The following is a 24,304-nucleotide window of genomic DNA, read 5'->3' on the forward strand; positions in this document are numbered from 1 at the left end:
CACAGCCTTTCACAGATTTAGGTTGTGCTATCTGTAAAATTTGTGTTCTATGCTATCTTGTGAAATAACCCCAAAATTTTATTGACAAGAGTTTCTAAACCTTAGTGGAACTTTTAGGCAGTTTCTAACAGTTCCATTGAGGTTTGGGAAGTCAGACCTGCACTAAGAAATCATGCAAATAAAAAATAGTGCAACATTGTAAAAATATTCCAAAATAATACATAGTTTAGCATCTGCAACCGATTGCATAAACTTAATTTATATTTTGTCTTTTAACATTATCATTTACAGCGAAAACTAATCTAAGAAATCATGCAACAAGGACTTCAAACACTCGATTATCTGGTATTTATTTTTTATTTTATCGTAGTAGCTGGCTATGGCTATTGGATTTATCAAAGAAAAAAAGCCAAAGAAGCCTCCTCTAAGGACTTTTTTTTGGCAGAAGGTTCGCTTACTTGGTGGGCTATTGGGGCTTCGCTGATTGCTTCTAACATCTCGGCGGAGCAGTTTATTGGAATGTCCGGCTCGGGCTTCAAAATGGGCTTGACTATTGCTACTTACGAGTGGTTAGCGGCTTCTACTCTGATTATTATTGCTATCTTTTTTATGCCTATCTATCTGAAAAACAAAATTTTCACTATGCCACAGTACATTACCCAAAGGTATAATACTACGGTGAGTTTGATTATGGCAATATTCTGGCTCTTGCTTTATATTGTGGTGAATCTGACTTCTATTTTGTACTTGGGAGCAATAGCCATAGGTACGCTGGCAGGAATTGATATTTATACTTGCATGATGGGGCTGGCGATTTTTGCAATTTTTATCACCTTGGGAGGAATGAAAGTAATCGGCTTTACTGACGTAATTCAGGTACTTTTTTTGATTTTGGGAGGTTTAGCTACTACCTACTTAGCTATTGAGTTGGTTTCCATGCACAATGGTTTGGAGGGAATTATGGCTGGGCTAAGAGAAATGCAAAGCAAGGCGGATAGTCATTTTCACATGATTCTGACCAAAGACAACCCCAATTATGTCGACCTACCGGGACTTACGGTTATCTTAGGTGGTATGTGGATAGTTCACATGAACTATTGGGGTTGTAATCAGTACATTACGCAGAGGGCTTTAGGTGCAGACCTCACAACTGCAAGAAATGGGATTCTTTTTGCCGCTTTCCTAAAACTACTCATGCCTATCATCGTAGTACTGCCCGGTATAGCTGCTTATGTGCTTTACAAAGATGGTTACGGCAATTTTTCTGAAAAAATGTTAGGTGCTGATGGTACTATCAATCCCGACAATGCTTACGGGGTACTATTAGGTTTACTTCCTGTGGGTTTGAAAGGACTTTCTTTTGCGGCTTTGACGGCGGCAATTGTAGCCTCTTTGGCAGGGAAGGCAAATTCTATTTCTACTATTTTTACCTTAGATATTTACAAACATTATTTCAAAAGAGAGGCAAGTGAAAAGCACTTGGTAATAGTAGGGCGAATTGCGATTGTGGTTTCTATGTTAGCCGCTGTACTGATTTCTCCTTTTTTAGGCATAGACAAGAAAGGTGGTTTTCAGTACATTCAAGAATACACAGGCTTCATGTCGCCCGGTATTTTTGCCGTATTCATTTGGGGATTTTTCTGGAAAAAGTCTAATTCGCTTGGAGCAGTTTTGGCGATTGTAGGTGGTTTTGCCCTGTCGGTGATTCTCAAATTCTTGCCAGCTATGGGAGTAGATTTGTCTTTCTTGTATGCTTCTGGTTTTTCTTATCCTAATCCTAATGAAGCAGGTGTGTATGAAATTCCTTTCCTTGACCGCATGGGCTTTGTTTTTATCTACTGCTCTTTGGTAATTTGGGTTACAGGCATACGCAATCCTTCGCACAAAGGCTTAGAGATTAACAAAGAGATGTTCAAAGTAAGCCCAAGTTTTGCATGGGGAGCAGGGCTAATTTTTGCTATACTTGTCTTTTTGTATGCGTACTTTTGGTAAAATAAGTAATATTTTTTAACAAGTCATAGATATTTCCTGTTAGTCAAGGTTTGTTGTCTTGGCTAACAGGTTTTTTTAAGTGGATACAGTTCATTAGAGGTTAGTGGTTGAGGGTAAATATGAAAAATTTTTAATTTCCTATCTGAAACCGCATTTGGCTTGGTGGGTGCTGTATAGATTCTCTGTATCTTTGCTTGATTCGCTCTACTCCTATGGTAGAGTTATCAAAAAACATCTGCTCGGTAATGCCTGTAATAAGGAAACTTGTGCAAGGCTTTTTCTGACCAAAGATATGTACATCTACCCTTATTACTATCTCATGATTTCTGGCAGGAATAAAATTACCAGTGATATAACCATGATAGCCTTGTTCTCGGATAGTTTCTGGGTTGGTTGTATGGTCAAAATAGTCTTTTTTAGAGTATTTAAAGTTAATAAACTTTTTCGAGTCAGATAGTTCCCTACCGATGAATATTGTATTCCGCTCTGTAACCGTTTTGTAGTGTCCTTGGTCAAACTGATTTTCTTCTCCGTAGCGGAACTGCATGATTGCCAAGCGTGCATTCCGACAAATCTGCTCTGGTACGGGCTTGTCCGCTAACTCATTGTTTTTTTGTATTTCTCGTATTTGTTGTCTTAATTGCATGGTGTCGCTACGAAGCTGACTAAGGGCTTTTCTAAGTGCTGCAATTTGCGCGTTCTGCTCTTGTTCATCTTTGTTCCCTTCATCTAATCGCTTAATGATTTCTCCATATTTGTTTTGTAACTCTCTCAATTTGAGGGAATAAGCTAATGCTGAGTCTTCTCTAGCTTTAATTTGGTCACTAAGGTCATCATTAAGTTCTAAGAGTTGGTTATATTGACTTTCTTTTTCTTCTAATTCTTTGACTTTTGCATCTAACTCTTTATCAGCACGCAAATAACGCCTTTGGATAGCAATGGTAACAGTACTTGCTATAATAGTAATAATCAATACGATAAGTAGTGTAACATTTCTTTGTTTAAGGCGTTTTCTTTCGTATTCTTTTTCCTTTTCATGGGTGTAAATATCTTGAGAAAAAATCAAAAACTCTTTTTCCAAATCGGTCAAATCACTAACCTTTGACCATGCAATCATATCTTTTAAAAACTTTCCCCTAAGTGCCGTAGCTTTATCACTTTTCCCCGATTGTACCCACCTTGCCAAGTCAAAAGTAAAAGGTCTATCCAACTTGCTCAGCATTTCTACTACCCAGTGTTTGTTAAAAAACTGCTCGTAAATCTTGTTGTCTATGCGCAAATACCCTTTGTTACTTTCTGATACTAAACCAGAAAGCCTCAGGTAAATTTGCACAGGATTGGAGCGTTGGATAGGAATAGAAGTTCTGTTAAGTAGGTCTTGGTATAAGTGCAACATCTCTACTCCATAGCGCATATCAGAGCAGATTCTGTTTTGAATATTGGCTAAGTTGGCATCTAACTCTCCTGTTTGATGACTAAGGAATAGCTGCTCGACTAATTGCTTGACTACTTCTTTTTCATTGACAATAAAGCCTTTCTGCAAGAGATAGGCACATATTTTTTGCGTAAGGTATGGCTGTCCATTGGTATATTCAAAAACAGCTTTCAACAGTTTTTCTGGTTCGTGAGTAATGGAGGAGAATCCTTGTGTAAGGACGTGTTTGGATTCTTCAAAATTGAAATTTTCCAGATAAATAGGAACGCCAATGTTAAAAGGGGTGCGTGCAGAATCTCGCATCAGTTCATCAGGTGAAGCAACCCCTAATAGGGTAAAGTTTAAGCGATTTAGTTTGGGGTTGGTGTCCCTTGCATTGTAGAAGCTACGAATGACAGCAAAAAAGTCGTCAGCGTTAAATTCAGCAGAGTTTAGACCTAAAACCGTATCGATTTCATCAATAAAAATCACTATGGATTGCTTGGTCTTTTCTAAAACGACCTGTTCTAAAAAGTTGGCAAAACGACTCACAGGAGGCAGTTTGAGGTTATCCTCCCACCAAACCTCGAGTGCTTCGTAAATATCCAAGTCATAGGCGATACGGTCAAGCAGAGCATAATACCACTGCTCAGCAGAAACGTTGTGCGTACCTATGGAGGTCAAATCTATGGCAGAGCAAAGAAAATCCTGTTCTATAAGACGTTTCATAGTTTGCACTCTTAGACTCGATTTCCCCATTTGTCTTGCGGTAAGCACATAGCAGAAATGACTACCTTTCAGATGATAGAACAACTCATCGTCTGCCTTCCTTTTGACGTAGCTTGGAGAATCAAAAGGAAGCGAGCCGCCTGTTTGGTAGAAATTGATAGTGGTGTGTAAACTCATGAAAATAAAGCCAAAAAGATGTTTATTTATATTACGAAAAGGGCTTCAATTTAGTTGTAACTTATTTTGTAATTAGTAGCTAATTTTGCTATTCAATAATTTTTCATTTTCTTAGCAATAGGGTAGGGGAGTTATTGCTAAGAAAATGAAATAAGGAAAAATTATTCTTTACCAAATTATTGCATACTGTATTTTTGCTTTGTTGCCGTCCCAAACAACAGGAATGAGTAGTTCCTTTTTATCTCCACTTTGGCGAATAAATGCCTTGGGCTTATTAGCCTCTGAGATTTGTATGTAATATTGTTTGTCGTCTATACTATAAGCCCCATCTGGTAGCTGGGCTATCTCTTTGCCTTCTGCTATTTTAGCGTACAAGTTATTGACTGTTTGAGAAACATTAAGCAATAGCTCTCTGCTCAACGCCCTGCTATCTTCTATAGGCATAATTTTATCCTCTACAGTGATACCTTGATATATGTACTTGAAAGTAGGTCTTCCACTGTCGTCGAGGTTGTAGCCTTTTTGTCTAAATCCATCATTTTCTTTGTATTTACTTATCCATGAAGCATTGGCATCATTCAAGATGAGCAAAGTCGGTGTAGCAAAAAGTTCCACAGGATTGCCGATAGGGGCGGCTACTTGCGAGCCACCTCGGTCTTGCCACATACCTGTTACGTCTAAAAAATCCCCTCTCCATACTTGCATCAGTGTTCCTTGACTTAGGTCATAAGCGTAGTTAATTTTGCTAATTTCCCCTACTGAAATAACATGGGTACGCTTTTCTCCTTTGAAAAACATGAAACTACGGAGCAGATGTGGTTTTTGCTCTGGGTTGAGGTAAATCGCTCCCTCAGAAGCTATCAGAGGAATAGAACCTAAAGCGTGTAAGGGCTGGAAGCGCACTCCATTTCCTTCTATAAAAAGTCCTAAAGCCGTAGGAATCCAATTAGTGTTTTTTCTATATGCTATATCTATACTATGTTTCCCTTCGCTAAGAGGGATTATTTCTGTACGTTGTTCGTTGAACCAACTTTCAAACTTATTGGCTTCTATAGCTACTTTCTCATCAATGTATAAATGTGCCATGCCACCCTGTTGGATAGTAAAATAGTAATTGCCTGTCTCTGGCACAGTGAGTTCAGCTTTGAAACGAATCAAAAAGTCATTTTCTAAGCAAGTCAGCTCACTTGTTATGGCATCTGCTTTTCCTTGTTTTACTAACTTTAAGGTATCATAGCTTGGCATTCCATTGAAAATCCCTTTGTAGCATTGGTAAGTAATATTCTCTAATTTAAGTGCCTGTCTATCAAATCTTTTGTATTTGATATTGCGAAAAGCAATGGCTCCATGGTCGCCTTGTATCCTCAAGGGAGCAGAAGCCACTTCCCGCTCAGAAACTGCCCCTCTGGTTACTCCAAGCAGTTCTACATTTTCATGAATCAAGATACCGTTAAGAAACACTTTCACAAACTGAGCGTTAGCGACCTTTTTTCCATTGGCATCAAACTTAGGAGCAGAAAACTCTATCCTCAATTTTTGCCATAGTCCGGGTGCTTTAGAGGCATTCATACGGGGAGGGTGTCCTTGATAGCCTTTTTGCCCTTCGGGTTTGCTCTCGTCCCATCGCTCATAGATGCCTCCGCAATCTCCAGCTTTGACGGTTTTTTTTCCCCAAGAGTCCAATAGCTGAAGCTCGTAACGGCTTTGAAAATAAATCCCAGAATTAGAGCCTTTGGGCATCATAAACTCCAATTCCATTTCTATATCACCATGCTCCCAAGCAGTAAAAAGGTCTTCTTTAGCTTTTTCTGAGGGCATATTTACCAATATACCCGTTCCTGTAGAGGTACTCATAGAAGCATTTTTATTGCGGTCTGCATAAACATCGCCTACAATTTGCCAGTTGGTACTTGGATTCTTAAAATTACTGAGGTCTGTTAAAGAAAGTGGAGATAAAGGATATTCTTTGGTCTGAGCCAACAGTGTAGGATATATCCTTAAAGTCAGGAGAAAGCATAAAACCAAACATTTTATGCTGATAATAAGCGATTTATTCATTTTCATTACGTTTTTAATGATTTCTTTGGTGCTAAATTAAAGTAATTCTTGGGGTAAAAATAGTAATTCGTTAGAAATCTAAAAAACAAATCATGGAGCAGGGTAAGAAAATAACAAGGCAAGAGGGATAGCTCCTAATAATTTCAATATGGCTTAAAAGGTCAGACCTACAAGAAATGAATATTTGTTAGAACTTACTTATTTTGAAAAAGGATAACTAATAGATGTATGATTTTCAAGAAAATATCTTTGCAAACTCAATACTTACATTAATGCTACTATCTTGAATGTAAGTGTGTTCCTTAGAAAAAGATTTGTGCTGCCAATCTGAGGAATAGATTTGTACTGTTTCCATAAGAGGGTTGATTAACCAGCAAGAGGGAACCCCAGCCTCAAAGTACTTGACAAATTTTTCTTTAATTTCTTGAGTGCCTTGCCTTGGCGAGATGATTTCAATAATGCAAAGAGGAATTTCTGTAATTCTGATTTCATCAAGTACCCAGTTGAGAGGACGCTTAGGAAAAATAGCCAAATCAGGCTCAGATTCCCAATCATTGAGCAAAAGAGTAGGTTGCGTGAGTGCGCGATATTCCGTTCCGTAACCGATATAAAAAAGTGCCGCAAGATTAGACTGCACTACGGAATGATAGAGGCTTGGCATATCTATACTGATTTCTTCTGTTTGCATAAGCAATAAGATTTTGTTCAAATTTACAAATTCCCCAAAAATTTTCAAGTATTTGACTTTGGGATATGTAAAATAAAAAATCTAAAAGTTAATTTTGTAAGCAAAGTCTTGTTTACATCAAGTAAATAACTATCAAATGAACACAGCAACGCCTATTTACCAGCCAAAAAATAAAATACGCATTGTTACTGCCGCCTCGCTTTTTGACGGTCATGATGCAGCTATCAATATCATGCGAAGAATTATGCAAGCCTCTGGGGCTGAGGTTATTCACTTAGGTCATAATCGCTCTGTGCAAGAGATAGTAGATTGCGCCATTCAGGAAGATGTGCAAGGAATTGCTGTTACTTCTTATCAAGGCGGGCATGTAGAGTATTTCAAATATATGTATGACCTTCTGAAAGCAAAAAATGCTGGGCATATCAAAATCTTTGGAGGTGGAGGGGGGACGATTCTTCCCTCTGAGATAGAGGAGTTGCATGCTTATGGCATTGCACGTATCTACTCACCAGATGACGGCAGAGCGATGGGTTTGCAAGGCATGATTAATGATTTATTAGAAAAGTGTGACTTTCCTACGATTGATATAGCTAATTTGATTAGCACTTTAAAGTAGATATATAAAAATGATACAACAAAAAAAGCGTTGATTTATCAACGCAATATTTTAATCAGCTGAGGTTCATTTTTATGGGTAGGAAATGAAGTTAAATTTCAAATCTACGTCATCGGCGTACTCCTCGCCACTCTCAAGCATGTCTAAGTCACCTTCTTTGTAATACCAATTTACCTCAGCCTTACCTCCTTTGTTTTTCACATAGTTTTCCAGCATGTCAAATATTTCTAAGAAACGTCTTGATGAACTTGTATTGAAGTAAGTCATTTTAAAATTGAATACAAAACTTCTCCCAGGTTGTGAGAGGTAAGTACTGAGCCATTCAAAAATAGGCTGAAAAAATTCTATGGTGTATTCGTGATAAGATTCACCTGACATTTCTAAGATATTCGTCTGCGCATTAAAATCTACCGTAGGAATGTAGGTTGAGCCTTTGATGAATAAGTTGTCCATGTGCTTTGCTCGGGTTTAGATAATCTAACAGCTAAAGTCAAACTGTTTCCTAAAAATACCTTTGTTTTATTAATTAAAATTGGTTATAAAACTCTCAAAAATAAACAATTTTTTAATTCCAATACAATTTTATAAAAATAATACTTTGGAAATACAAATTGAAACAAACTTTTGCAGGAGTTTATATAAAAAACAAGAACATTTGTGGGGGCTGTCTGATAAATGCCTTTTATAAAGCAATAATACAAAAATTATGACAATATTTATAAAATCACAATTTTTTTTTAAAAATAAAGGCATAAACTTTTATAATTTATGCCTTTATGAGAAAATTGCTTATTTCCCTTTCTTTTTATTGCGGTCTTTTTTCTTGCGTTTGTCCCTATCATTGCGGTCTCTTTCGTTGCGTCTGTTGCCTCCTTCACCACCAGTGCCTTGCTCTGCCTTAGGAACAGTACCCGTAATAGGAGAAAGGTCGCGCTTGCCATATACTTCACCTTTGAAAACCCAAACCTTAATGCCTATTTTGCCATATACCGTCAATGCTTCTGAGATTGCATAGTCAATATCCGCTCTAAGGGTATGCAATGGTACTCTGCCTTCTTTGTACTCTTCGGTACGAGCCATCTCAGCACCTCCCAAGCGACCAGAAATACGAACTTTGATACCTTGTGCCCCTACTCTCATCGCATTGCTAATTGCTTGCTTCATCGCGCGACGATAAGAGATACGACCTTCTATTTGTTGAGCTATCTGCTGACCTATCAGGCGTGCATCAATTTCTGGTCTTTTGATTTCATAGATATTGATTTGCACATCTTTTTTAGTAACTTTCTTTAACTCCTCTTTGATAGTATCTACTTCCTTGCCGCCTTTACCAATGACTACGCCAGGACGAGCAGTATTGATAGTAATGATGATACGCTTCAAAGTCCTTTCAATAACGATTTTGGCGATGCTTCCTTTGGGAATACGCGCATTTAAGTATTTTCTGATTTTTTCGTCTTCTACTAACTTCTCAGAAAAATCTCTGCCACCATACCAATTAGAATCCCAACCTTTGATGATTCCAAGTCTTAGACCATTAGGATTTACTTTTTGTCCCATAGTATTTTACCTCTTTTTTTAATCGTTATTTGACTCTGTTGTATTGTTATCAGTAGAGTTAAAAACTGCTTGGGGAGCGGCTAACTCATCTACTATCAAAGTTACGTGATTTGAACGCTTACGAACGCGATAGCCACGACCTTGTGGGGCTGGACGCATTCTTTTAAGCATAGTTCCACCATCTACATAAATGGTTTTTACATATAGGTCTGCATCTTCTATCTTTCTGCCCTCGTTTTTCTGTTCCCAGTTAGAGATAGCAGAAAGTAATAATTTTTCTAATTTTTTTGCTCCTATACGAGCCTCGAACTTCAATATGTTCAATGCCTTCGTTACTTTCTGTCCCCTAATCATATCAGCCACCATACGCATTTTTCGTGGTGAGGTAGGGACATTTTTTAGTCTTGCTACTGCTTCCATTATTTCTTTTTATCTTTTTTAGCTGTATGTCCTCTAAAAGTGCGAGTAGGTGCGAACTCACCAAGTTTATGCCCTACCATGTTTTCAGTTACATAAACTGGAATAAATTTATTCCCGTTGTGTACTGCGAATGTATGACCAATAAAGTCAGGCGAAATCATTGAACGTCTTGACCATGTTTTAATGACTGACTTTTTCCCACTTTCGTTCATCGCCAATACTTTGTTCTCAAGGCGAAAATCTATATAAGGTCCTTTTTTAAGTGAACGTGCCATTATTTTTTCCTCCTGCTGATAATTAGTGAGTTAGAATATTTCTTAGGTGTACGGGTCTTCTTACCTTTAGCATAAAGACCTTTACGAGAGCGTGGATGCCCACCTGATGCTCTACCTTCACCACCGCCCATTGGGTGGTCTACTGGGTTCATTGCAACCCCTCTGTTACGCGGTCTGCGTCCCATCCAACGCGTACGACCTGCTTTGCCAAGTTCTACGTTCATATGGTCGCTGTTAGACACAGAACCTACGGTAGCCAAACAAGCGGTAAGTACCATACGAGTTTCTCCAGAAGGCATTTTCAGTATAGCATATTTACCTTCTCTACCAAGCAATTGAGCATAAGTACCAGCACTACGAGCCAAACTACCACCTCCACCGGGTTGGATTTCAATGTTGTGAACGATAGTACCCACAGGAATTTCAGCAAGGGGAAGGGCATTACCTACTTCAGGGGCTACGCCTGGACCAGAAATAATTTTTTGACCCACTTTAATTCCGTTTGGGGCAATGATGTAGCGTTTTTCTCCATCTTCGTATTGTACCAAAGCGATACGCGCTGTGCGGTTAGGGTCGTATTCCACCCCTATTACCTCAGCAGGTACGTGATGCTTGTTTCTTTTGAAATCTACAATACGGTAGAGTTTTCTATGACCGCCGCCTATGTAGCGCATGGTCATTTTGCCTGTGTTGTTTCTACCACCCGTTCTTTTCAAACGAACTATCAGCGATTTCTCAGGCTTACTTTTGGTTATCTCCTCAAAGGTAGGAGCTATCCGTCCTCGCTGACCAGGTGTAATCGGTCTTAATTTTTTTACTGCCATTGTGATTAAAGTATTTAGCAATAAGATAACTTGCTTATTTGCAAGGTTTTAATGCAACGATTTGTTACCAAACACCGTTTTGAGACCGCAAAGTTATATAAAATATTGATAATGACAATGCTTTACTGCTATTTTTTTATTCAATTTGATTTATATATCTTTAAGCTATTGATTTTAGGTAAGTTAGCAGAATTTTGATTCTATTTTGTGCTTAGTTTGTATTTTGCTAAGGTTGGTTTACATTTAGGAAAGAGCTAAAAAATACTGAGGCGTAGAAAATTCATTTACCTAATTCCCAAAATTTCAAAAAAACTTTAACTTTGCGAACTTTTATTCAAAGTAAATCAAATTTAGCATTAAAACTTTAAAATATATGTTGAGGACGCATACTTGCGGAGAACTTCGCCTCCAAGATGTCAATAAAACTGTTACACTTTGTGGTTGGGTACAAAGAATAAGGGATAAGGGAAGCCTGATATGGATAGACTTGCGCGACCGCTACGGGCTTACGCAGTTGATGATTGAGGAAAATTCAAGTGCGGAGCAGATTGTATTGACAGCAAGGCAGTTAGGGCGTGAATTTGTCGTGAAGGCAGTCGGAACGGTGATAGAACGTGTTTCTAAAAATAATAAGATAGATACAGGAGATATAGAAATCAAAGTCAGCGAGTTAGAAATCTTGAACCCTGCTAAAACCCCTCCATTTGTGATAGAAGATGAAACCGATGGAGGGGACGACTTGCGAATGAGATACAGATATTTAGACCTTCGCAGACCAATAGTTCGGCAAAGTTTGGAACTAAGACACCGCATGGCAAAAGCCACCAGAGATTACATGGATAGTCAGGGCTTTTTAGAGGTAGAAACACCCGTATTGATTAAGTCCACTCCCGAAGGAGCGAGAGATTTTGTTGTGCCTTCTCGGCTTCATGCTGGCGAATTTTATGCCCTGCCACAGTCGCCCCAGACTTTCAAGCAGTTACTCATGGTTTCGGGTTTTGACCGCTATTTCCAAATTGTAAAATGTTTTAGAGATGAGGATTTGCGCGCTGACCGCCAGCCAGAGTTTACCCAAATAGACTGTGAAATGTCTTTTGTAAACCAAGAAGATATTTTAAATACTTTTGAGGGTTTGGTAAAACATCTTTTTAAAACTATCAAAGGAATTGAGTTTGGGCAGTTTCCAAGAATGACCTATGCTGATGCCATGAAATATTACGGTTCTGATAAGCCTGACACGCGCTTCGATATGCAGTTTGTAGAAATTACGGATTTAGCCAAAGGCAAAGGGTTTAAGGTATTTGATGAGGCAGAAATCGTAGTAGGTATCAACGCCAAAGGTTGCGCGGAATATACGCGCAAGCAGTTGGACGAATTGACGGAATTTGTGAAAAAGCCACAAATAGGAGCCAAAGGCTTGATTTATGTGCGTTTGAGCGATGAGGGTATCAAGTCTTCGGTAGATAAGTTTTACTCTGCCGAGCAGTTAAGCGAGTGGGCTGGCTATTTCAAGGCAGAAAAAGGCGACCTTTTATTGATTTTAGCGGGAGAAACAGATAAAACGCGTAAGCAACTCAATGAGTTACGCTTAGAAATGGGGACTCGCTTAGGACTAAGAGATAAAAATGTGTTCAAACCTCTTTGGGTGTTGGATTTCCCCTTGTTGGAATGGGACGAGGAGTCTGGTCGCTACCACGCCATGCACCACCCTTTTACCTCACCCAAGCCAGAGGACATCGGCAAGTTACACTCTCGTCCAGGAGAAGTCAGAGCCAATGCTTATGACATGGTTATCAATGGAGTAGAGGTAGGTGGAGGCTCTATCCGTATTCATGACAGAACGCTGCAATCTACCATGTTTCGCCTACTTGGTTTTTCTGACGAGCAGGCAAAAGCACAGTTTGGCTTTCTCATGGACGCATTTGAGTTTGGTGCCCCTCCTCATGGCGGTATTGCCTTTGGTTTTGATAGATTATGTTCTTTGTTTGGTGGAGCAGATTCAATTAGGGATTTCATTGCTTTCCCTAAAAACAATGCAGGGCGCGACGTAATGATAGATTCCCCTTCCACGATTTCTGAGGAGCAACTAAAAGAATTGCATATCAAGGTTGATGCTAATTGATAAGCACTAAAATAATCTAATAAAATAAGCCGATAAAATTTTTTATTGGCTTATTTTATTCAAATAGCTATAAACGGTAATAATCCTTTATTACTCTGAAGTTTTTGCGTTTTTCACATACTTCTCCAGCCATTGGTGCATTTCCCAAAGGGTGTGCATAATGGATTCCTTCGCCGCATAGCCATGACTTTCATAAGGCAGACTTACGTAGCGAACTGTTGCCCCTAAGCCTCTGAGTGCGTTGAAGTAGCGTTCGCTTTGGATTGGGAAAGTGCCTGTATTGTTGTCTGCTTCTCCATGAATGAGTAGCAAAGGTTCGTTCATTTTATGGGCATTCATAAAAGGCGACATGGCATTATATACTTGTGGTGCTTCCCAGTAAGTGCGTTCTTCATTTTGGAAGCCAAAAGGAGTCAAAGTACGGTTGTAAGCCCCACTTCTGGCAATACCCGCCCTAAACAAGTTGCTGTGAGTAAGCAAGTTGGCAGTCATAAATGCACCGTAGGAGTGTCCTCCTGCCGCTACACGCTTCGGGTCGACCACTCCTAATCTTACGCCTTCATCTATTGCTGCTTTTGCACTTGCGACTAACTGTTCTACGTAGGTGTCGTTGGGTTGCTGATTGCCTTCGCCTACAATGGGGATAGTGGCATTATTCAAAATTGCATACCCCTGCGTAACCCAAAACAGTGGCGTTCCCCAATTCAAACGAGTGAATTGATACGGAGAGCCGCTTACCTGCCCTGCCGCATCTTTGCTTTTGTACTCGACAGGGTATGCCCAAAGGAAGGTAGGCAATGCGCCTTGCTCTTTGGTATAGCCTGCGGGCAAGTACAATTCTGCGGTCAAATCCACTCCATCATTGCGTTTGTATTTTAGCACTTGTCTGCTCACATCTTTCAGCTGAGGATAAGGGTGCGGGAAGAAAGTGATTTGAGCGAGGTTATTTTTCTTTGCTTTCAAACTGCGAATGAAGTAGTTAGGGTTCTCAGTTTGAGACTCTCTGGTAGTCAAAATTTGCTGCTGCTCCAAGTTCAAAACAGCGACAGGTCTTTCAAAATAAGGTGCTTCTGAACGCCACAAACGCTTAGTTTGCTTGGTAGTGAGGTTCAAAATATCGACAAAAGGTCTGTCGCCTTCGGGAGAAGCCCCTTGCCCAAATAAGACAATGCTGTTGTCTTTGCTAATATCCAAAACATATTTTCCATATTGATTTTTCTTTAGTTCAGGTGAGCCGGGGTTATTGTATCTGTCCTCAGAAGAACGGTCAAAAAGTACGACAGGCTCTGTCTTTGCACTTGGATTGATGATTTTAGTAATGGACTTCCTGGTAGCTCTCCAATACTCTGAGGCAAAAGCCAAGTTCGCGTTGCCCCAAGTAAAGCCCCCAAAACGGTAAGTAGAAGCATATAACTCGCTTGGAGTACCGTTGAACGGAGCATCGAGGGTAAATACTTTGTCGCGGATTTTTACTTCTTTTTTAGGGTCGCCGCCATCTTGAGCCTCTACCCAGTACAAGGTAGCGGGAGCATCACTGCGCCAAGCATGGTTTCTTTGCCCTGTTTGCACTGCATCAAAGCCCGAAGGAATATTGTCCAACAAAGGATTGTCCACCAGTGTTTTTACAAAATTTCCATTAATATCGTACAAATCGACTTTTAAAGGGAAACGCCCTGCGGGAACTAAGTAAGAATAAGGACGATGAGTGGTTTTTATCATTATGTATTTTCCGTCAGGGGAAGCATTGGCAGACTGAATTACTCCTGCATTACCTATTTTTCCTACCTTCCCGTCTAAGGAAATTTTCATTACTTGCGAAGTGCAATAGTAGTCGAATAAGGCTTCATCATAGCTATTTTTTAGTAAGTCTTGGAAAGTCATGGCAGGGGCTTTTTTACCCAAATTTTCTTGTACAGTAGGACCTGTAGGCACTCTATTTGGCTCTGGGGCTTTGCCTCTGCCTTGTGCTACTGTTCTGCAAATGAAGGTGTTATTATCTGCCAACCACTCAAAAGGACTCCCATAGTAAGCATCATTCATAGCTAAATCTGTTACTTTTTTAGCTTGGGCAGTGGCTACGTCTATTACCCAAAGCTGAATTTCAGAAGCAGTCGTATTAGTAAAAGCAATCTTACTTTCATCAGGCGACCATTGCACATTGCTAATCAATGGATTCTCTGGCAAGCCTTTGATAGCAATGTCTTCTTTCCCAAGTAGTTTGCGAAGTTTTAAGCCAATATAGTGGCTGGTGCGGCTTTGTCCATTAGTAGCGGGATTGATTCGCAAACCTGCCAAACGAAGCTCAGGCTGAGAAAGCTCGGCGATACTTGGATAATCAGCACGTTCCATGAACAACATCATGCTCCCTTTGGAGTCTATGCTCACCAAAGGCGTAAGTGGGGCATTGAACAAGTCCTCTATTTCTTTCGGAGGTTTTTGGTAAGTAAGGGCTTCTTGGGCAAGCACAGGAGTCATCAGACAGAGTGCTAAGCAAAAGCATACGATTGGATATAGTCTTTTCATGATAAATAATTTTAGATTAACTAATTAGAATAATGGTAATATTTTTTATAACAATAATACAACTCTCTAAGCAAAAAGCATCAAAAAAATAAAATATTCCTTCTTCTTGGAATACTCGAACTTATCTCTAAATTTGCCCTAAATAATAAAGATCCTTCTGAAAAAATTAGTTTCCATATTTTTATTGATATTACTTCTGCACAATATGCTGGGGTATTATCTATTTTTAGTATTCAAAAGAATACAAATAAATCAAGAATTGGCAGAGTATATAAATAGTAATCAAATTAAAGAGAGTGAATTAGTTGTGTTTAAAATCCCCATACTTATATATCACTATCCTGATAGAGAACTACATCATGCAAAAGGTGAGCTGGAGTATAAAGGTAATTACTACGATATAGTGAAACAAAGTATTTCCAAAGATACTTTGTACACTTATTGTTATAATAATCCCAAAAAAGCAAAACTCCATCAAGACCTCTCTAAACACAATAAAGAACATATTGTAAATCACGAACAAACTAACTCTTCCAATAACGCAAAAAAAGTAATTAAACCTTACCTCAAAGACTACATAGCTATTATACAAAAAATCAATTTAATTATATTACCGCAGCATACTAAAGTAGTTTATCCTCCTTTAATCGTTAAGTACTCCTCTATTAATATGCAAATTAGCTTACCTCCCCCTAAGCAGGCATAACTTCTTCTTCTTATTGGTTACTTCATTTTTGATACTTCATTCTTTACAATTTCTGTTTTTAAAGAAATAACGGAATGACTTACTCAATTTACTGTTGTTTCTAATTTATTTGATTATAAGGTACTTATAATCTGTACACCTTATTTCAAAAAAACACAAAAATATGCCATACATTTCCTTAGATGAGCATTTGCCCGGGATTACAGGCTTGCTCGAATACCGTCAGGATACCGCCAAACCGATTCGTGAGCTAACTCAAATTTTGCTCAGAGGTGATTCTACGCTTACGCAAGGCGAAAGAGAACTCATTGCGACTTTGGTATCTTCCAAAAACCAATGTAAGTTCTGTACTGCCGCACACACTGCCGCCGCAGATTTACTATTGGGTGAGTCGGAAACTTGCGAATTAGTCAAACAAGATTACGAGAATGCACCTATTAGCGCAAAAATGAAGGCTTTGCTGGCTATTGCAGCTTTGGTACAGCAAAACGGAAAAAACGTAACCTTTGAGGCAATCACACGAGCCAAAGAAGCAGGTGCAACAGACATGGAAATCCATGATACTGTGCTGATTGCGGCTTTGTTTTGCCTTTACAACAAGTATGTAGATGGCTTGGCAACCTTTACACCTTCTAACCCTGAATTTTATGAAAAATTAGGGGAACGCATTGTCAATCTGGGTTATAACCGCCCTAAGTACGGTTTTGATGAAATCAAAAAACAAAACGAAAGTCTTATTCAATCAATCTCGTAGAGATGACCGCTTTGTAGGAAGTTAATGTTAGGTTTTAAGTCCCATAAGGACGGAACAATGAATTACATAACAACAAGTTACGTCCCTATGAGACTTAGATTTTTTGTTTCTACAAAGCTATCGTTCTTAACGGAACTGAATAACGGATAACAAGCATTTCAAAACTCATAACTTATAACTAACATTGGAAATGAAATTAAAAATAGCTGAAAATCAAACCAATAAATGCAATAACTTGGCTTTTGCCTTGTGTATGCTTTCCTACCTGATTGGAGGAACGGTGGCTACTTTGATGTCTGCTTACTTGCCTGTGGCAATTCCTGAGCTATTGCAAAAGGTAGTTTCAGAGCAAGAATTAGGAGAAATAGGTGCGTACTTAAACTCCTCATTTATTTATGGTTGGATGGTCGGCGGAATGTGTATGGGCTTTCTCAGCGACAAAATAGGTCGTGTCAAAGCCTTGTCTTTTTCGGTAGGTCTGTATGGCTTATTCACTCTATTGGTCGTTTTTGTTCCTCATTGGCAGGTTTTATTGGCTTATCGCTTTTTGGCGGGCATGGGCGTAGGAGGAGTTTTGCTCATTAGCACTGTTTACATTGCAGAAATTTGGAAAGAGGACAGTCGCCCTGTGGCTTTGGGCATTTTGGCGGTAGCTTTCCCCATAGGCATCGTTTTGACAGGAGGCTTAAATGTCGTTTTTTCTTATTGGAAACAAGCATTTTGGCTGGGAGTTTTGCCTTTGATTTTGTCAATCCTTGTTTTTGCTTTATTGCCTGAATCTGAAAGGTGGAAAAAAAGCAAAAGTACAAAACAACAAACCCGCTCAAGCGATTTTTCTCCTGAGATTCGGCAAAATTTGTTTCTTGGTACATTGATTTTCGGTTCGGTCTTGGTGGCATTGTGGGCAATTTTTTCTTGGATACCGACTTGGATTCAAAACCTTTTAGCAGGAGTTTCTGATGGGCAAAAAGAAAGAGGCTTGACCATGATGTTGCTTGGCATGGGGGGCATTGTTGGGGGAGTTTTTTCAGGTTTTCTCATCAAAAAGTTAGGCATACGCACCACTTTGATACTCACATTTTTAGGTTGTATTTTAGCTTGTTGCTTGCTTTTTTTAACCAATACGAGTTTTTCGTCTATTATTTACCTTGAATTGGCTTTGTTGTCTTTGTTTTTTGGGATTAGTCAAGGCTCGCTTTCCAGCTATATTCCTTCACTTTTCCCTACCATTATCAGAGCAACAGCCACAGGTTTTTGCTTTAATATTGGCAGGTTTTTTACAGCCACAGGTGTATTTTTCGTAGGAACTTTAGTAAGTCTTTTTGGTGGCTTTGGTAATACTTTGTCTGCTTTTTCGCTTGCTTTCATCTTTGCTTTGTTAGGTACTTTCCTAAGCAAAGATACCCAAGGGAGAATGGTGGAGTAGTTATGAATAGTTATAAGTTATGAATTAATACAAATAATTGATAATTAGTAATTTGTGTAATAATTATAATATAAATTTACGTTTTTCATGTGATAACACATGAAAAATGGTTTAATACACTGTTTCACGTGTTATCACGTGAAACACAACCATCACTCAAAACTCATAACTTAAAAATGGCACATATCCAATTACCAGAAGGCGTGGCGGGAATCCGTAGCCTTGTCATGTTCAGACCCGATACAGGGAAACCTTTGTACGAAAGGGAAAATTCGCCTCTGAGCCAAGCAGAAAGAGAACTCATTGCGGCTTATGTTTCATTCAGAAACTCATGCGTTTTCTGCTCAATGAGTCATGCCGCCGCCGCTCGTTTTTTATACAAAGACGAAAAGCAAACCGTTGATTTGGCACTCAAAGACTATCAAAGCGCACCTATTCCCGACAAATTGAAGGCTCTGCTGAGCATTGCAGGAAAAGTACAGACTGATGCTCGCACTGTTAGCGCCGAAGATGTCCAGTTCGCTAAAAGTTTTGATGCAACAGATAGGGACATTCATGATACAGTGCTGATTGCCGCCGCTTTTTGTATGTTCAATCGCTATGTAGATGGCTTGGCAACGCTAACTCCTACCGACCCAAGTGCTTATGAGCAAATGGGTGAACGCATGGGAACGTTAGGCTATGTTTTGCCCAATAAGCAATAAACAATATCTTAAACCTTTCAAGTTTTCAAAACCTGACAGGTTTGAGTAAGTCTTAAATAAATAACTAATTATTAATATCTTACATCTCAAAAAAACATCTCACAAACAAAAACATGGCACACATAGACTTACCAGAACCCCTGCCGGGGATTAGAGGATTGATGGCTTTCCGTCCTTTTACAGCGCAACCTTTGAATCTTTTGGCGGAAGTACTTTTGCGAACAGATGAGGGGCTTTCCAAAGGCGAAAGAGAACTCATTGCCACCTTTGTTTCTTCGTTGAATGATTGCTTTTTCTGTCAAAATATTCATGGAGCAGTGGCACAGTATTACGCCAAAGAAGATGAAACTTTGGTGGAAAAAGTCAAAAGAGATTATGAAAATGCACCTATTTCAGAGAAGATGAAGGCGTTGCTTTCCATAGCGGCAAGCGTGCAGAAAGGAGGAAAATTTGTAACTGAAAGCCAAGTAGAGAAGGCAAAAAACTTAGGAGCAACTGATATAGAAATCCATGATACAGTGCTGATTGCCGCCGCTTTTTGTATGTTTAACCGCTATGTAGATGGTTTGGCTACTTTTGCACCTACCGACCCCGAAATGTATAAAGCACGAGCAAAAAAGATAGCAGAAGAAACAGGTTATGCACTTGCAAAACCACAGTGATATAAGGAATTTGTTTTTTATTTTTATTACCTTTGGAAAAGTAGCCTTGATTTTTGGGGCTATTTTTTATTGTTTTTCAAAATTGCATTAGCAGCAAAATTTCTATTAGCAAGAAGGCAAGTGCAATATAAAGAAGTCGTATCATTGCCAACTTATTTACTCCACTTTTATTAGGGAATACTACAAAGTTAATTTTTTTAGGGAAAGTGGAGAAAAATATGTAAATTTAACACGGTTTTAGAAGTAATCTATTGATTATAAAATTATTAACTTATTTATTAGCATAGTCTTGACATTCGAGCTAACTATACTTGGGGCTACTTCTGCTACGCCTACGGTAGGCAAGCACCCCACTTCTCAACTACTCAACTACAACGACCAGTTTTACTTAATTGATTGCGGTGAGGGTACGCAAGTACAACTATTGCGGTATGATTTCAAGTTTAATAGAATTAATCACATATTTATCAGCCACTTACATGGCGACCATTATTTTGGTTTGTTAGGGTTGTTGTTTTCTATGCACTTGCAAAAGCGTACTAACGACTTGCACCTTTATGCTCCCAGAGGTTTAGATGAGATTATCTTGACACACTTCAAGCATAGCAAAAGTGTACTTCATTATACGCTGATTTTCCACCCTTTTGAAGGAAATGAGCCTGAGTTACTTCTTGATAATGAAGATATTACAGTAACTACTATTCCAATGAATCACGGCATACTTTGTTGTGGTTTTTTGTTCAGGGAAAAGCCTAAAAAATTGAATATCAATAAGGAGAGACTTCCGACAAATCTGCCTGTTCCTTTGATATTGGCTTTGAAAGATGGAGAAGACATTTTTTTTGAAGGAAAACTTATTCGTAATGAGGAACTTACCTTACCGCCTAAGCCATTAAGAAGTTATGCCTTTTGTGCAGATACTAAATATACAGAAAGTATCATTCCTCAAATACAAAACGTGGATTGGTTGTACCATGAGGCTACTTTTACCGAAGATTTGGCACACAGGATTGAAGAAGGAACTTATCATAGCACTGCTAAGCAAGCGGCAATGATTGCTAAAAAATCTAATGCCAAACAACTTATCATTGGGCATTTTTCAGTACGCTACGGGGACTTAAATATACTTTTGCAGGAGGCAAAAGAGGTTTTTGAAAATACTGTATTGGCAGTTGAGGGGCATACTTATCAGATTACTGCATAAAGTATGGATAATTTTGTAAATTAGCAAACTATCTTCTTCTTAGTATTACCCAAACCACTACGGGTACACCTACTAAGGCAGTAATTGCATTAATAGGCAATACGTGAGGAGAATAGGGTAACTGACAAAGCATATCACATGCCAGCATCAGTATAGCACCCAAGAAGGCACAGGCAGGAAGTAGCCTCTTATGCTCTGACGTGTCAAGTAAGTATCTACATATATGAGGAACTGCTATCCCAACAAAGCCAATAATCCCACAAAAAGCAGTGATACAACCTGTTATCAAACTGGTAAGTAAGATAACTTGAATGCGAATTTTGTGAATGTTTAACCCCATGCTTAGTGCGTAGTTGTCGCCTAAAAGTAAACTGTTCAGTGGCTTATACAGAAATATGGAGGAGAACAAGCCAACAAGCACCAAAGGGGCAAGAATGAGCATTTTTTCCCAATCTACTCCTCCCAAAGAGCCATAAGTCCAGTTGGCAAAGCGTTGCAGTTCTTCTTTGTTACTAAAAGACTGCAGAATGACAATCAAAGCCCCCACACCATTGCCAAGCATTAATCCTATAATAAGTAAACTTACCAGTTGGCGGACTTGGGTAGCAATAAAAAGCACTAATGCCATGATTGAGGCTGCCCCTACGACTGCTGATACGGCTATTGCCCACTGCCCTGCAAAACTGGCAAAACCCACACCTGCCAAAATCAGTAAAGCTACTCCTAAACTCGCTCCAGAGGAAACACCTAAGATATAAGCATCTGCTAAGGGATTGCGGAATAGCGTTTGCATCAGTAAGCCACTTACAGACAGCCCTGCACCTGCTAATAAAGCAGTAGTGGCTTTGGGAAGTCGGAACTGCCAAACAATAATTTCCCAACTCTTCTTTTCTGTATTTTTTTTTAGGAGAATATTAAAAACTTCATCTAAAGGAATATAAACCGACCCATAACTTACATCAGCAATAAAAAATACAAGCAATAAAAAAAAGAAGATAAAAAAAGGATAAGATTTGCCTAATAATGTTTTCAAACGCTCTTTCTTGGGATTTATAGAAATAAATCAATTACTGCTGGCTAATACTACTTTGGCTTTTTTCATACTCTCCCCTATTTTTTCTCCGACTTGATAGATTTGTTGTTTTTGTCTTAGTAGATAAGACCTAATTTCTTCATCTCTCATCCCCTCGTAGTTGGTCTTATAGTTACGCATCCAAGTCATCATTGCTTCTTCTGCCCCATCTAAAGAGTTGAAGACGGTTCTGAGTTCTTTGAGTTGGTGCTCGTCAGAGATATTGCCTTCTTGGAGTTTGATTTTGACTGCTGCTTTAATTTGTACCAGATGGCTAATAGAGGGCATAATAGAGTCATGCATTAGCATCACTTCTTTTTGCAGGTTTGCAATAGCAATACATGCCTGTCGGTCAAGGGTCGGTCTGTTTTCATTTTCCGTTTTTTGACTGATGCAAGAAAAGGATAATGAAACTACAAGTATTAGAAAGTAATTTATAAAGTAGCTATGTTTCATTTAAAATGATAAATAAGTTTTTGTAAATTTCTACAAAATTAATCTGCATTTCAAAGGAATTTTTCCCTTTGTTTTTCATAAATTGAAAACAAAAATACATAAACTTTAAGTCGTTATAGCTAAATTAGCATTTTTTAACAACCTCATTATCATTTATTTATATGAAATATCAATCTATTTTATGCTTCTTTGCAACGCTTTTATTTGCTTGTCAAGATAATACAAAAAATGAAGAAAAGCAAGTAACTGATTCTATGATTGAAACAACAGGACAAGAAGAAAAGACGAGTATATCAAGTATGAAAGCCGAACTTTTATTAGATGCGAAAGCCTCACTGGGCGAAGGTGCGCTCTGGAACAGTAAAACTAACGAACTGTATTGGGTAGATATAGAAAAGGGAGTTTTGCATATTTTTAATCCTCAAAGCCAAGAGAACAAATCTATTAACTTAGGACAAAGGGTAGGTACAGTGGTACCTACGGCAGAGGGAAATGTTCTTGTTGCTTTGGAAGATGGAATTTATGAGGTAGATTTAAAGACAGAAAAGAAAAAAATGCTTACAGCACGCCCTGAGAAAAATTATCCTGATAATCGCTTCAATGACGGCAAATGCGACCCTGCAGGGAGATTTTGGGTGGGAACGATGTCCATGAAAGGCATAGCTAAGGCAGGGGCTTTGTACTGCTTTGATAATCAAGGCTATATCAAAAGGGTTTATGATAGTGTTACAGTTTCTAATGGCATTGTGTGGTCTTTGGACAGTACCAAGATGTATTACATAGATACCCCCACAAAAGAAGTAAAAGAATTTGCTTATGATATGTCCACGGGAAAAGCTACTTTTACAAAAGTTGCAGTACAAATTCCAGATGGAATGGGCTATCCCGACGGCATGACCATAGATAACGAAGGAATGTTGTGGATAGCTATGTGGGAAGGGTATAGCGTATTGAGGTTCAGTCCTTTTACAGGTGAACTCCTCATGAAAATAGAAGTACCCGTAGCAAGAGTAACTTCCTGTGCCTTTGGTGGAGAAAACTTAGATACTCTTTATATTACCACCGCCAGTATAGGAGCAAAAGAAGAAGAACTGAAAGAATATCCCCATAGTGGTAGTCTTTTTGTGGTCAAAACAGGACATAAGGGCATTCCTAACTTTGCTTATCAAAAGAAAAAGAAAAAAATGACAGTAAGTTTTTAGCTATGAGGTACTTAAGTTTTTGTACGAAAATGACCACTTACCAAAGTGTGGCTACTCAGATAGCACAGTCAAAGATGGCACTTATGATAGTAGAACACATAAGAGTTATATTATAAATACCGAAGAAGAATATCATAAGTTAGTAAATCAATGTCCTACTCTAAGCAATGGGTAAGTAGTTTCTCTATCCAAAATAGATTTTGAAAAATATAGTTTGCTGACAGGAGTTGTTTTTTGTGTGAGACCTCCTCGCGTTAGAAGTATGAAACTCATTAAGTATTGTGATGATTATGTTTTTACGATAGGGTTTGTTTTAGGTGCGGCTTCTATCATAGTTCCTAATGCCAATTACTTTGCTCTTGTCCCCAAAATACCTTCTCATTCAAAAATCAAATATGAAATTTATCAAAAATTCTTTTCAAAAACGTTATTTATGAAATCCATGAAAAAGTTAATCACAAGCGTTATCTTATTTGTTTCTTTTAGCCAATGTATTTATTCTCAAGAATATGCTGTTTATTTTTCAAATAAACAAAAAACAATACTGACTACTCCTCCTAAAAAAGTATTAAGTTCAACAATGCTTGACTTGCCTAATTTTGATAAGAAGGCTAAGTAAATCAAATTTTTATTTACTCCTCCGCTCCGTTAAGTAAGTGAGAAAATAAATTGGTTTCTGATAAAATACATTGTAGATGTTGTATAAAAGCAAAGAATCAA

At 38.5% G+C, this 24,304-nt stretch carries 21 protein-coding genes and 1 pseudogene; 11 read left to right on the top strand and 11 right to left on the bottom strand.

Going from position 1 to position 24,304, the window contains the following annotated elements; translation table 11 throughout:
* Nucleotides 1–312: 312 nt before the first annotated feature.
* A complete protein-coding gene (locus BM141_RS07365; RefSeq protein WP_091542582.1) occupies nt 313–1,992 on the top strand; it encodes a sodium:solute symporter family transporter in 1,680 nt (559 codons plus the stop codon).
* A 130-nt stretch (nt 1,993–2,122) separates the two neighbouring features.
* On the opposite strand, the gene BM141_RS07370 is transcribed toward BM141_RS07365, so the two are convergent.
* From BM141_RS07370 to BM141_RS07380, 3 genes are all read right to left on the bottom strand, one after another.
* Nucleotides 2,123–4,312 carry an AAA-like domain-containing protein gene (locus BM141_RS07370; RefSeq protein WP_091542585.1) on the bottom strand — a complete coding sequence of 730 codons (2,190 nt, stop codon included), beginning with the start codon at nt 4,310–4,312 and terminating at the stop codon, nt 2,123–2,125.
* Between the two features lie 168 nt (nt 4,313–4,480).
* Nucleotides 4,481–6,370, bottom strand: coding sequence for a 3-keto-disaccharide hydrolase (locus tag BM141_RS07375; protein WP_177217298.1), 1,890 nt, complete (start codon nt 6,368–6,370; stop codon nt 4,481–4,483).
* Between the two features lie 235 nt (nt 6,371–6,605).
* A complete protein-coding gene (locus BM141_RS07380) occupies nt 6,606–7,058 on the bottom strand; it encodes a Uma2 family endonuclease (RefSeq protein ID WP_143090834.1) in 453 nt (150 codons plus the stop codon).
* A 136-nt stretch (nt 7,059–7,194) separates the two neighbouring features.
* On the opposite strand from BM141_RS07380, the pseudogene BM141_RS07385 reads away from it, so the two are divergent.
* Nucleotides 7,195–7,638: pseudogene (locus BM141_RS07385) on the top strand (cobalamin B12-binding domain-containing protein); the annotation flags it as partial.
* Between the two features lie 108 nt (nt 7,639–7,746).
* On the opposite strand, the gene BM141_RS07390 reads toward BM141_RS07385, so the two are convergent.
* The 5 genes from BM141_RS07390 to rplB all read right to left on the bottom strand — a co-directional run bounded on the left by BM141_RS07390 (nt 7,747) and on the right by rplB (nt 10,753).
* Complete coding sequence (locus tag BM141_RS07390) at nt 7,747–8,127, bottom strand: DUF1987 domain-containing protein (protein WP_091542595.1); 381 nt, start codon at nt 8,125–8,127, stop codon at nt 7,747–7,749.
* Nucleotides 8,128–8,463: 336 nt separating this feature from the next.
* Entirely contained in the window at nt 8,464–9,234 is a 771-nt protein-coding gene (gene rpsC, locus BM141_RS07395; RefSeq protein ID WP_091542598.1) for a 30S ribosomal protein S3, read from the bottom strand.
* An 18-nt stretch (nt 9,235–9,252) separates the two neighbouring features.
* Nucleotides 9,253–9,654, bottom strand: a complete 402-nt coding sequence (gene rplV / locus BM141_RS07400) for a 50S ribosomal protein L22 (RefSeq protein ID WP_091542602.1) — start codon at nt 9,652–9,654, stop codon at nt 9,253–9,255.
* Complete coding sequence (gene rpsS, locus BM141_RS07405) at nt 9,654–9,929, bottom strand: 30S ribosomal protein S19 (RefSeq protein WP_091542606.1); 276 nt, start codon at nt 9,927–9,929, stop codon at nt 9,654–9,656. Before rpsS ends, rplV begins: the two co-directional genes overlap by 1 nt.
* Nucleotides 9,929–10,753: a 50S ribosomal protein L2 gene (gene rplB / locus BM141_RS07410; RefSeq protein ID WP_091542609.1), complete on the bottom strand. Its 825-nt coding sequence runs from the start codon at nt 10,751–10,753 to the stop codon at nt 9,929–9,931. The genes rpsS and rplB overlap by 1 nt, the downstream gene beginning before the upstream one ends.
* A 373-nt stretch (nt 10,754–11,126) precedes the next feature.
* On the opposite strand from rplB, the gene aspS reads away from it, so the two are divergent.
* A complete protein-coding gene (gene aspS / locus BM141_RS07415; RefSeq protein ID WP_091542611.1) occupies nt 11,127–12,875 on the top strand; it encodes an aspartate--tRNA ligase in 1,749 nt (582 codons plus the stop codon).
* Nucleotides 12,876–12,965: 90 nt separating this feature from the next.
* Here the strand turns inward: aspS and BM141_RS07420 are convergent, their stop codons facing one another.
* A complete protein-coding gene (locus BM141_RS07420) occupies nt 12,966–15,398 on the bottom strand; it encodes a S9 family peptidase (RefSeq protein WP_091542614.1) in 2,433 nt (810 codons plus the stop codon).
* Nucleotides 15,399–15,603: 205 nt separating this feature from the next.
* Here BM141_RS07420 and BM141_RS07425 point away from each other — a divergent pair, with 205 nt between their 5' ends.
* From BM141_RS07425 to BM141_RS07450, 6 genes are all read left to right on the top strand, one after another.
* Entirely contained in the window at nt 15,604–16,104 is a 501-nt protein-coding gene (locus BM141_RS07425) for a hypothetical protein (RefSeq protein WP_091542617.1), read from the top strand.
* Between the two features lie 163 nt (nt 16,105–16,267).
* Nucleotides 16,268–16,858 (top strand): carboxymuconolactone decarboxylase family protein, encoded by a 591-nt coding sequence (locus BM141_RS07430; RefSeq protein WP_091542620.1) that lies wholly within the window; start codon nt 16,268–16,270, stop codon nt 16,856–16,858.
* A 190-nt stretch (nt 16,859–17,048) separates the two neighbouring features.
* Nucleotides 17,049–18,284 (top strand): MFS transporter, encoded by a 1,236-nt coding sequence (locus BM141_RS07435; protein WP_091542622.1) that lies wholly within the window; start codon nt 17,049–17,051, stop codon nt 18,282–18,284.
* A gap of 176 nt (nt 18,285–18,460) precedes the next feature.
* A complete protein-coding gene (locus BM141_RS07440) occupies nt 18,461–18,988 on the top strand; it encodes a carboxymuconolactone decarboxylase family protein (RefSeq protein WP_091542624.1) in 528 nt (175 codons plus the stop codon).
* Between the two features lie 113 nt (nt 18,989–19,101).
* Complete coding sequence (locus BM141_RS07445; RefSeq protein WP_091542628.1) at nt 19,102–19,650, top strand: carboxymuconolactone decarboxylase family protein; 549 nt, start codon at nt 19,102–19,104, stop codon at nt 19,648–19,650.
* Nucleotides 19,651–19,939: 289 nt separating this feature from the next.
* Nucleotides 19,940–20,854, top strand: coding sequence for a ribonuclease Z (locus tag BM141_RS07450; protein WP_091542632.1), 915 nt, complete (start codon nt 19,940–19,942; stop codon nt 20,852–20,854).
* 28 nt (nt 20,855–20,882) lie between these two features.
* On the opposite strand, the gene BM141_RS07455 is transcribed toward BM141_RS07450, so the two are convergent.
* Nucleotides 20,883–21,887, bottom strand: a complete 1,005-nt coding sequence (locus tag BM141_RS07455) for a FecCD family ABC transporter permease (RefSeq protein WP_221407641.1) — start codon at nt 21,885–21,887, stop codon at nt 20,883–20,885.
* Nucleotides 21,888–21,917: 30 nt separating this feature from the next.
* Nucleotides 21,918–22,235 carry a hypothetical protein gene (locus BM141_RS07460; protein WP_221407642.1) on the bottom strand — a complete coding sequence of 106 codons (318 nt, stop codon included), beginning with the start codon at nt 22,233–22,235 and terminating at the stop codon, nt 21,918–21,920.
* Between the two features lie 308 nt (nt 22,236–22,543).
* On the opposite strand from BM141_RS07460, the gene BM141_RS07465 reads away from it, so the two are divergent.
* Together BM141_RS07465 and BM141_RS07470 are read left to right on the top strand one after the other, a co-directional pair.
* A complete protein-coding gene (locus BM141_RS07465) occupies nt 22,544–23,584 on the top strand; it encodes an SMP-30/gluconolactonase/LRE family protein (protein ID WP_091542638.1) in 1,041 nt (346 codons plus the stop codon).
* A gap of 214 nt (nt 23,585–23,798) precedes the next feature.
* Nucleotides 23,799–24,203, top strand: a complete 405-nt coding sequence (locus BM141_RS07470; protein ID WP_143090836.1) for a hypothetical protein — start codon at nt 23,799–23,801, stop codon at nt 24,201–24,203.
* Nucleotides 24,204–24,304: the final 101 nt, after the last annotated feature.

The organism is Thermoflexibacter ruber (genome assembly GCF_900113045.1).
Taxonomy (GTDB): Bacteria; Bacteroidota; Bacteroidia; order Cytophagales; family Thermoflexibacteraceae; genus Thermoflexibacter; species Thermoflexibacter ruber.

Coding starts and splice junctions, on each gene's coding strand:
- BM141_RS07365 (WP_091542582.1), top strand. CDS start 313: ATGCAACAAGGACTTCAAACACTCGATTATCTGGTATTTATTTTTTAT.
- BM141_RS07370 (WP_091542585.1), bottom strand. CDS start 4,312: ATGAGTTTACACACCACTATCAATTTCTACCAAACAGGCGGCTCGCTT.
- BM141_RS07375 (WP_177217298.1), bottom strand. CDS start 6,370: ATGAATAAATCGCTTATTATCAGCATAAAATGTTTGGTTTTATGCTTT.
- BM141_RS07380 (WP_143090834.1), bottom strand. CDS start 7,058: ATGCAAACAGAAGAAATCAGTATAGATATGCCAAGCCTCTATCATTCC.
- BM141_RS07390 (WP_091542595.1), bottom strand. CDS start 8,127: ATGGACAACTTATTCATCAAAGGCTCAACCTACATTCCTACGGTAGAT.
- rpsC (WP_091542598.1), bottom strand. CDS start 9,234: ATGGGACAAAAAGTAAATCCTAATGGTCTAAGACTTGGAATCATCAAA.
- rplV (WP_091542602.1), bottom strand. CDS start 9,654: ATGGAAGCAGTAGCAAGACTAAAAAATGTCCCTACCTCACCACGAAAA.
- rpsS (WP_091542606.1), bottom strand. CDS start 9,929: ATGGCACGTTCACTTAAAAAAGGACCTTATATAGATTTTCGCCTTGAG.
- rplB (WP_091542609.1), bottom strand. CDS start 10,753: ATGGCAGTAAAAAAATTAAGACCGATTACACCTGGTCAGCGAGGACGG.
- aspS (WP_091542611.1), top strand. CDS start 11,127: ATGTTGAGGACGCATACTTGCGGAGAACTTCGCCTCCAAGATGTCAAT.
- BM141_RS07420 (WP_091542614.1), bottom strand. CDS start 15,398: ATGAAAAGACTATATCCAATCGTATGCTTTTGCTTAGCACTCTGTCTG.
- BM141_RS07425 (WP_091542617.1), top strand. CDS start 15,604: ATGCTGGGGTATTATCTATTTTTAGTATTCAAAAGAATACAAATAAAT.
- BM141_RS07430 (WP_091542620.1), top strand. CDS start 16,268: ATGCCATACATTTCCTTAGATGAGCATTTGCCCGGGATTACAGGCTTG.
- BM141_RS07435 (WP_091542622.1), top strand. CDS start 17,049: ATGAAATTAAAAATAGCTGAAAATCAAACCAATAAATGCAATAACTTG.
- BM141_RS07440 (WP_091542624.1), top strand. CDS start 18,461: ATGGCACATATCCAATTACCAGAAGGCGTGGCGGGAATCCGTAGCCTT.
- BM141_RS07445 (WP_091542628.1), top strand. CDS start 19,102: ATGGCACACATAGACTTACCAGAACCCCTGCCGGGGATTAGAGGATTG.
- BM141_RS07460 (WP_221407642.1), bottom strand. CDS start 22,235: ATGCTAATGCATGACTCTATTATGCCCTCTATTAGCCATCTGGTACAA.
- BM141_RS07465 (WP_091542638.1), top strand. CDS start 22,544: ATGAAATATCAATCTATTTTATGCTTCTTTGCAACGCTTTTATTTGCT.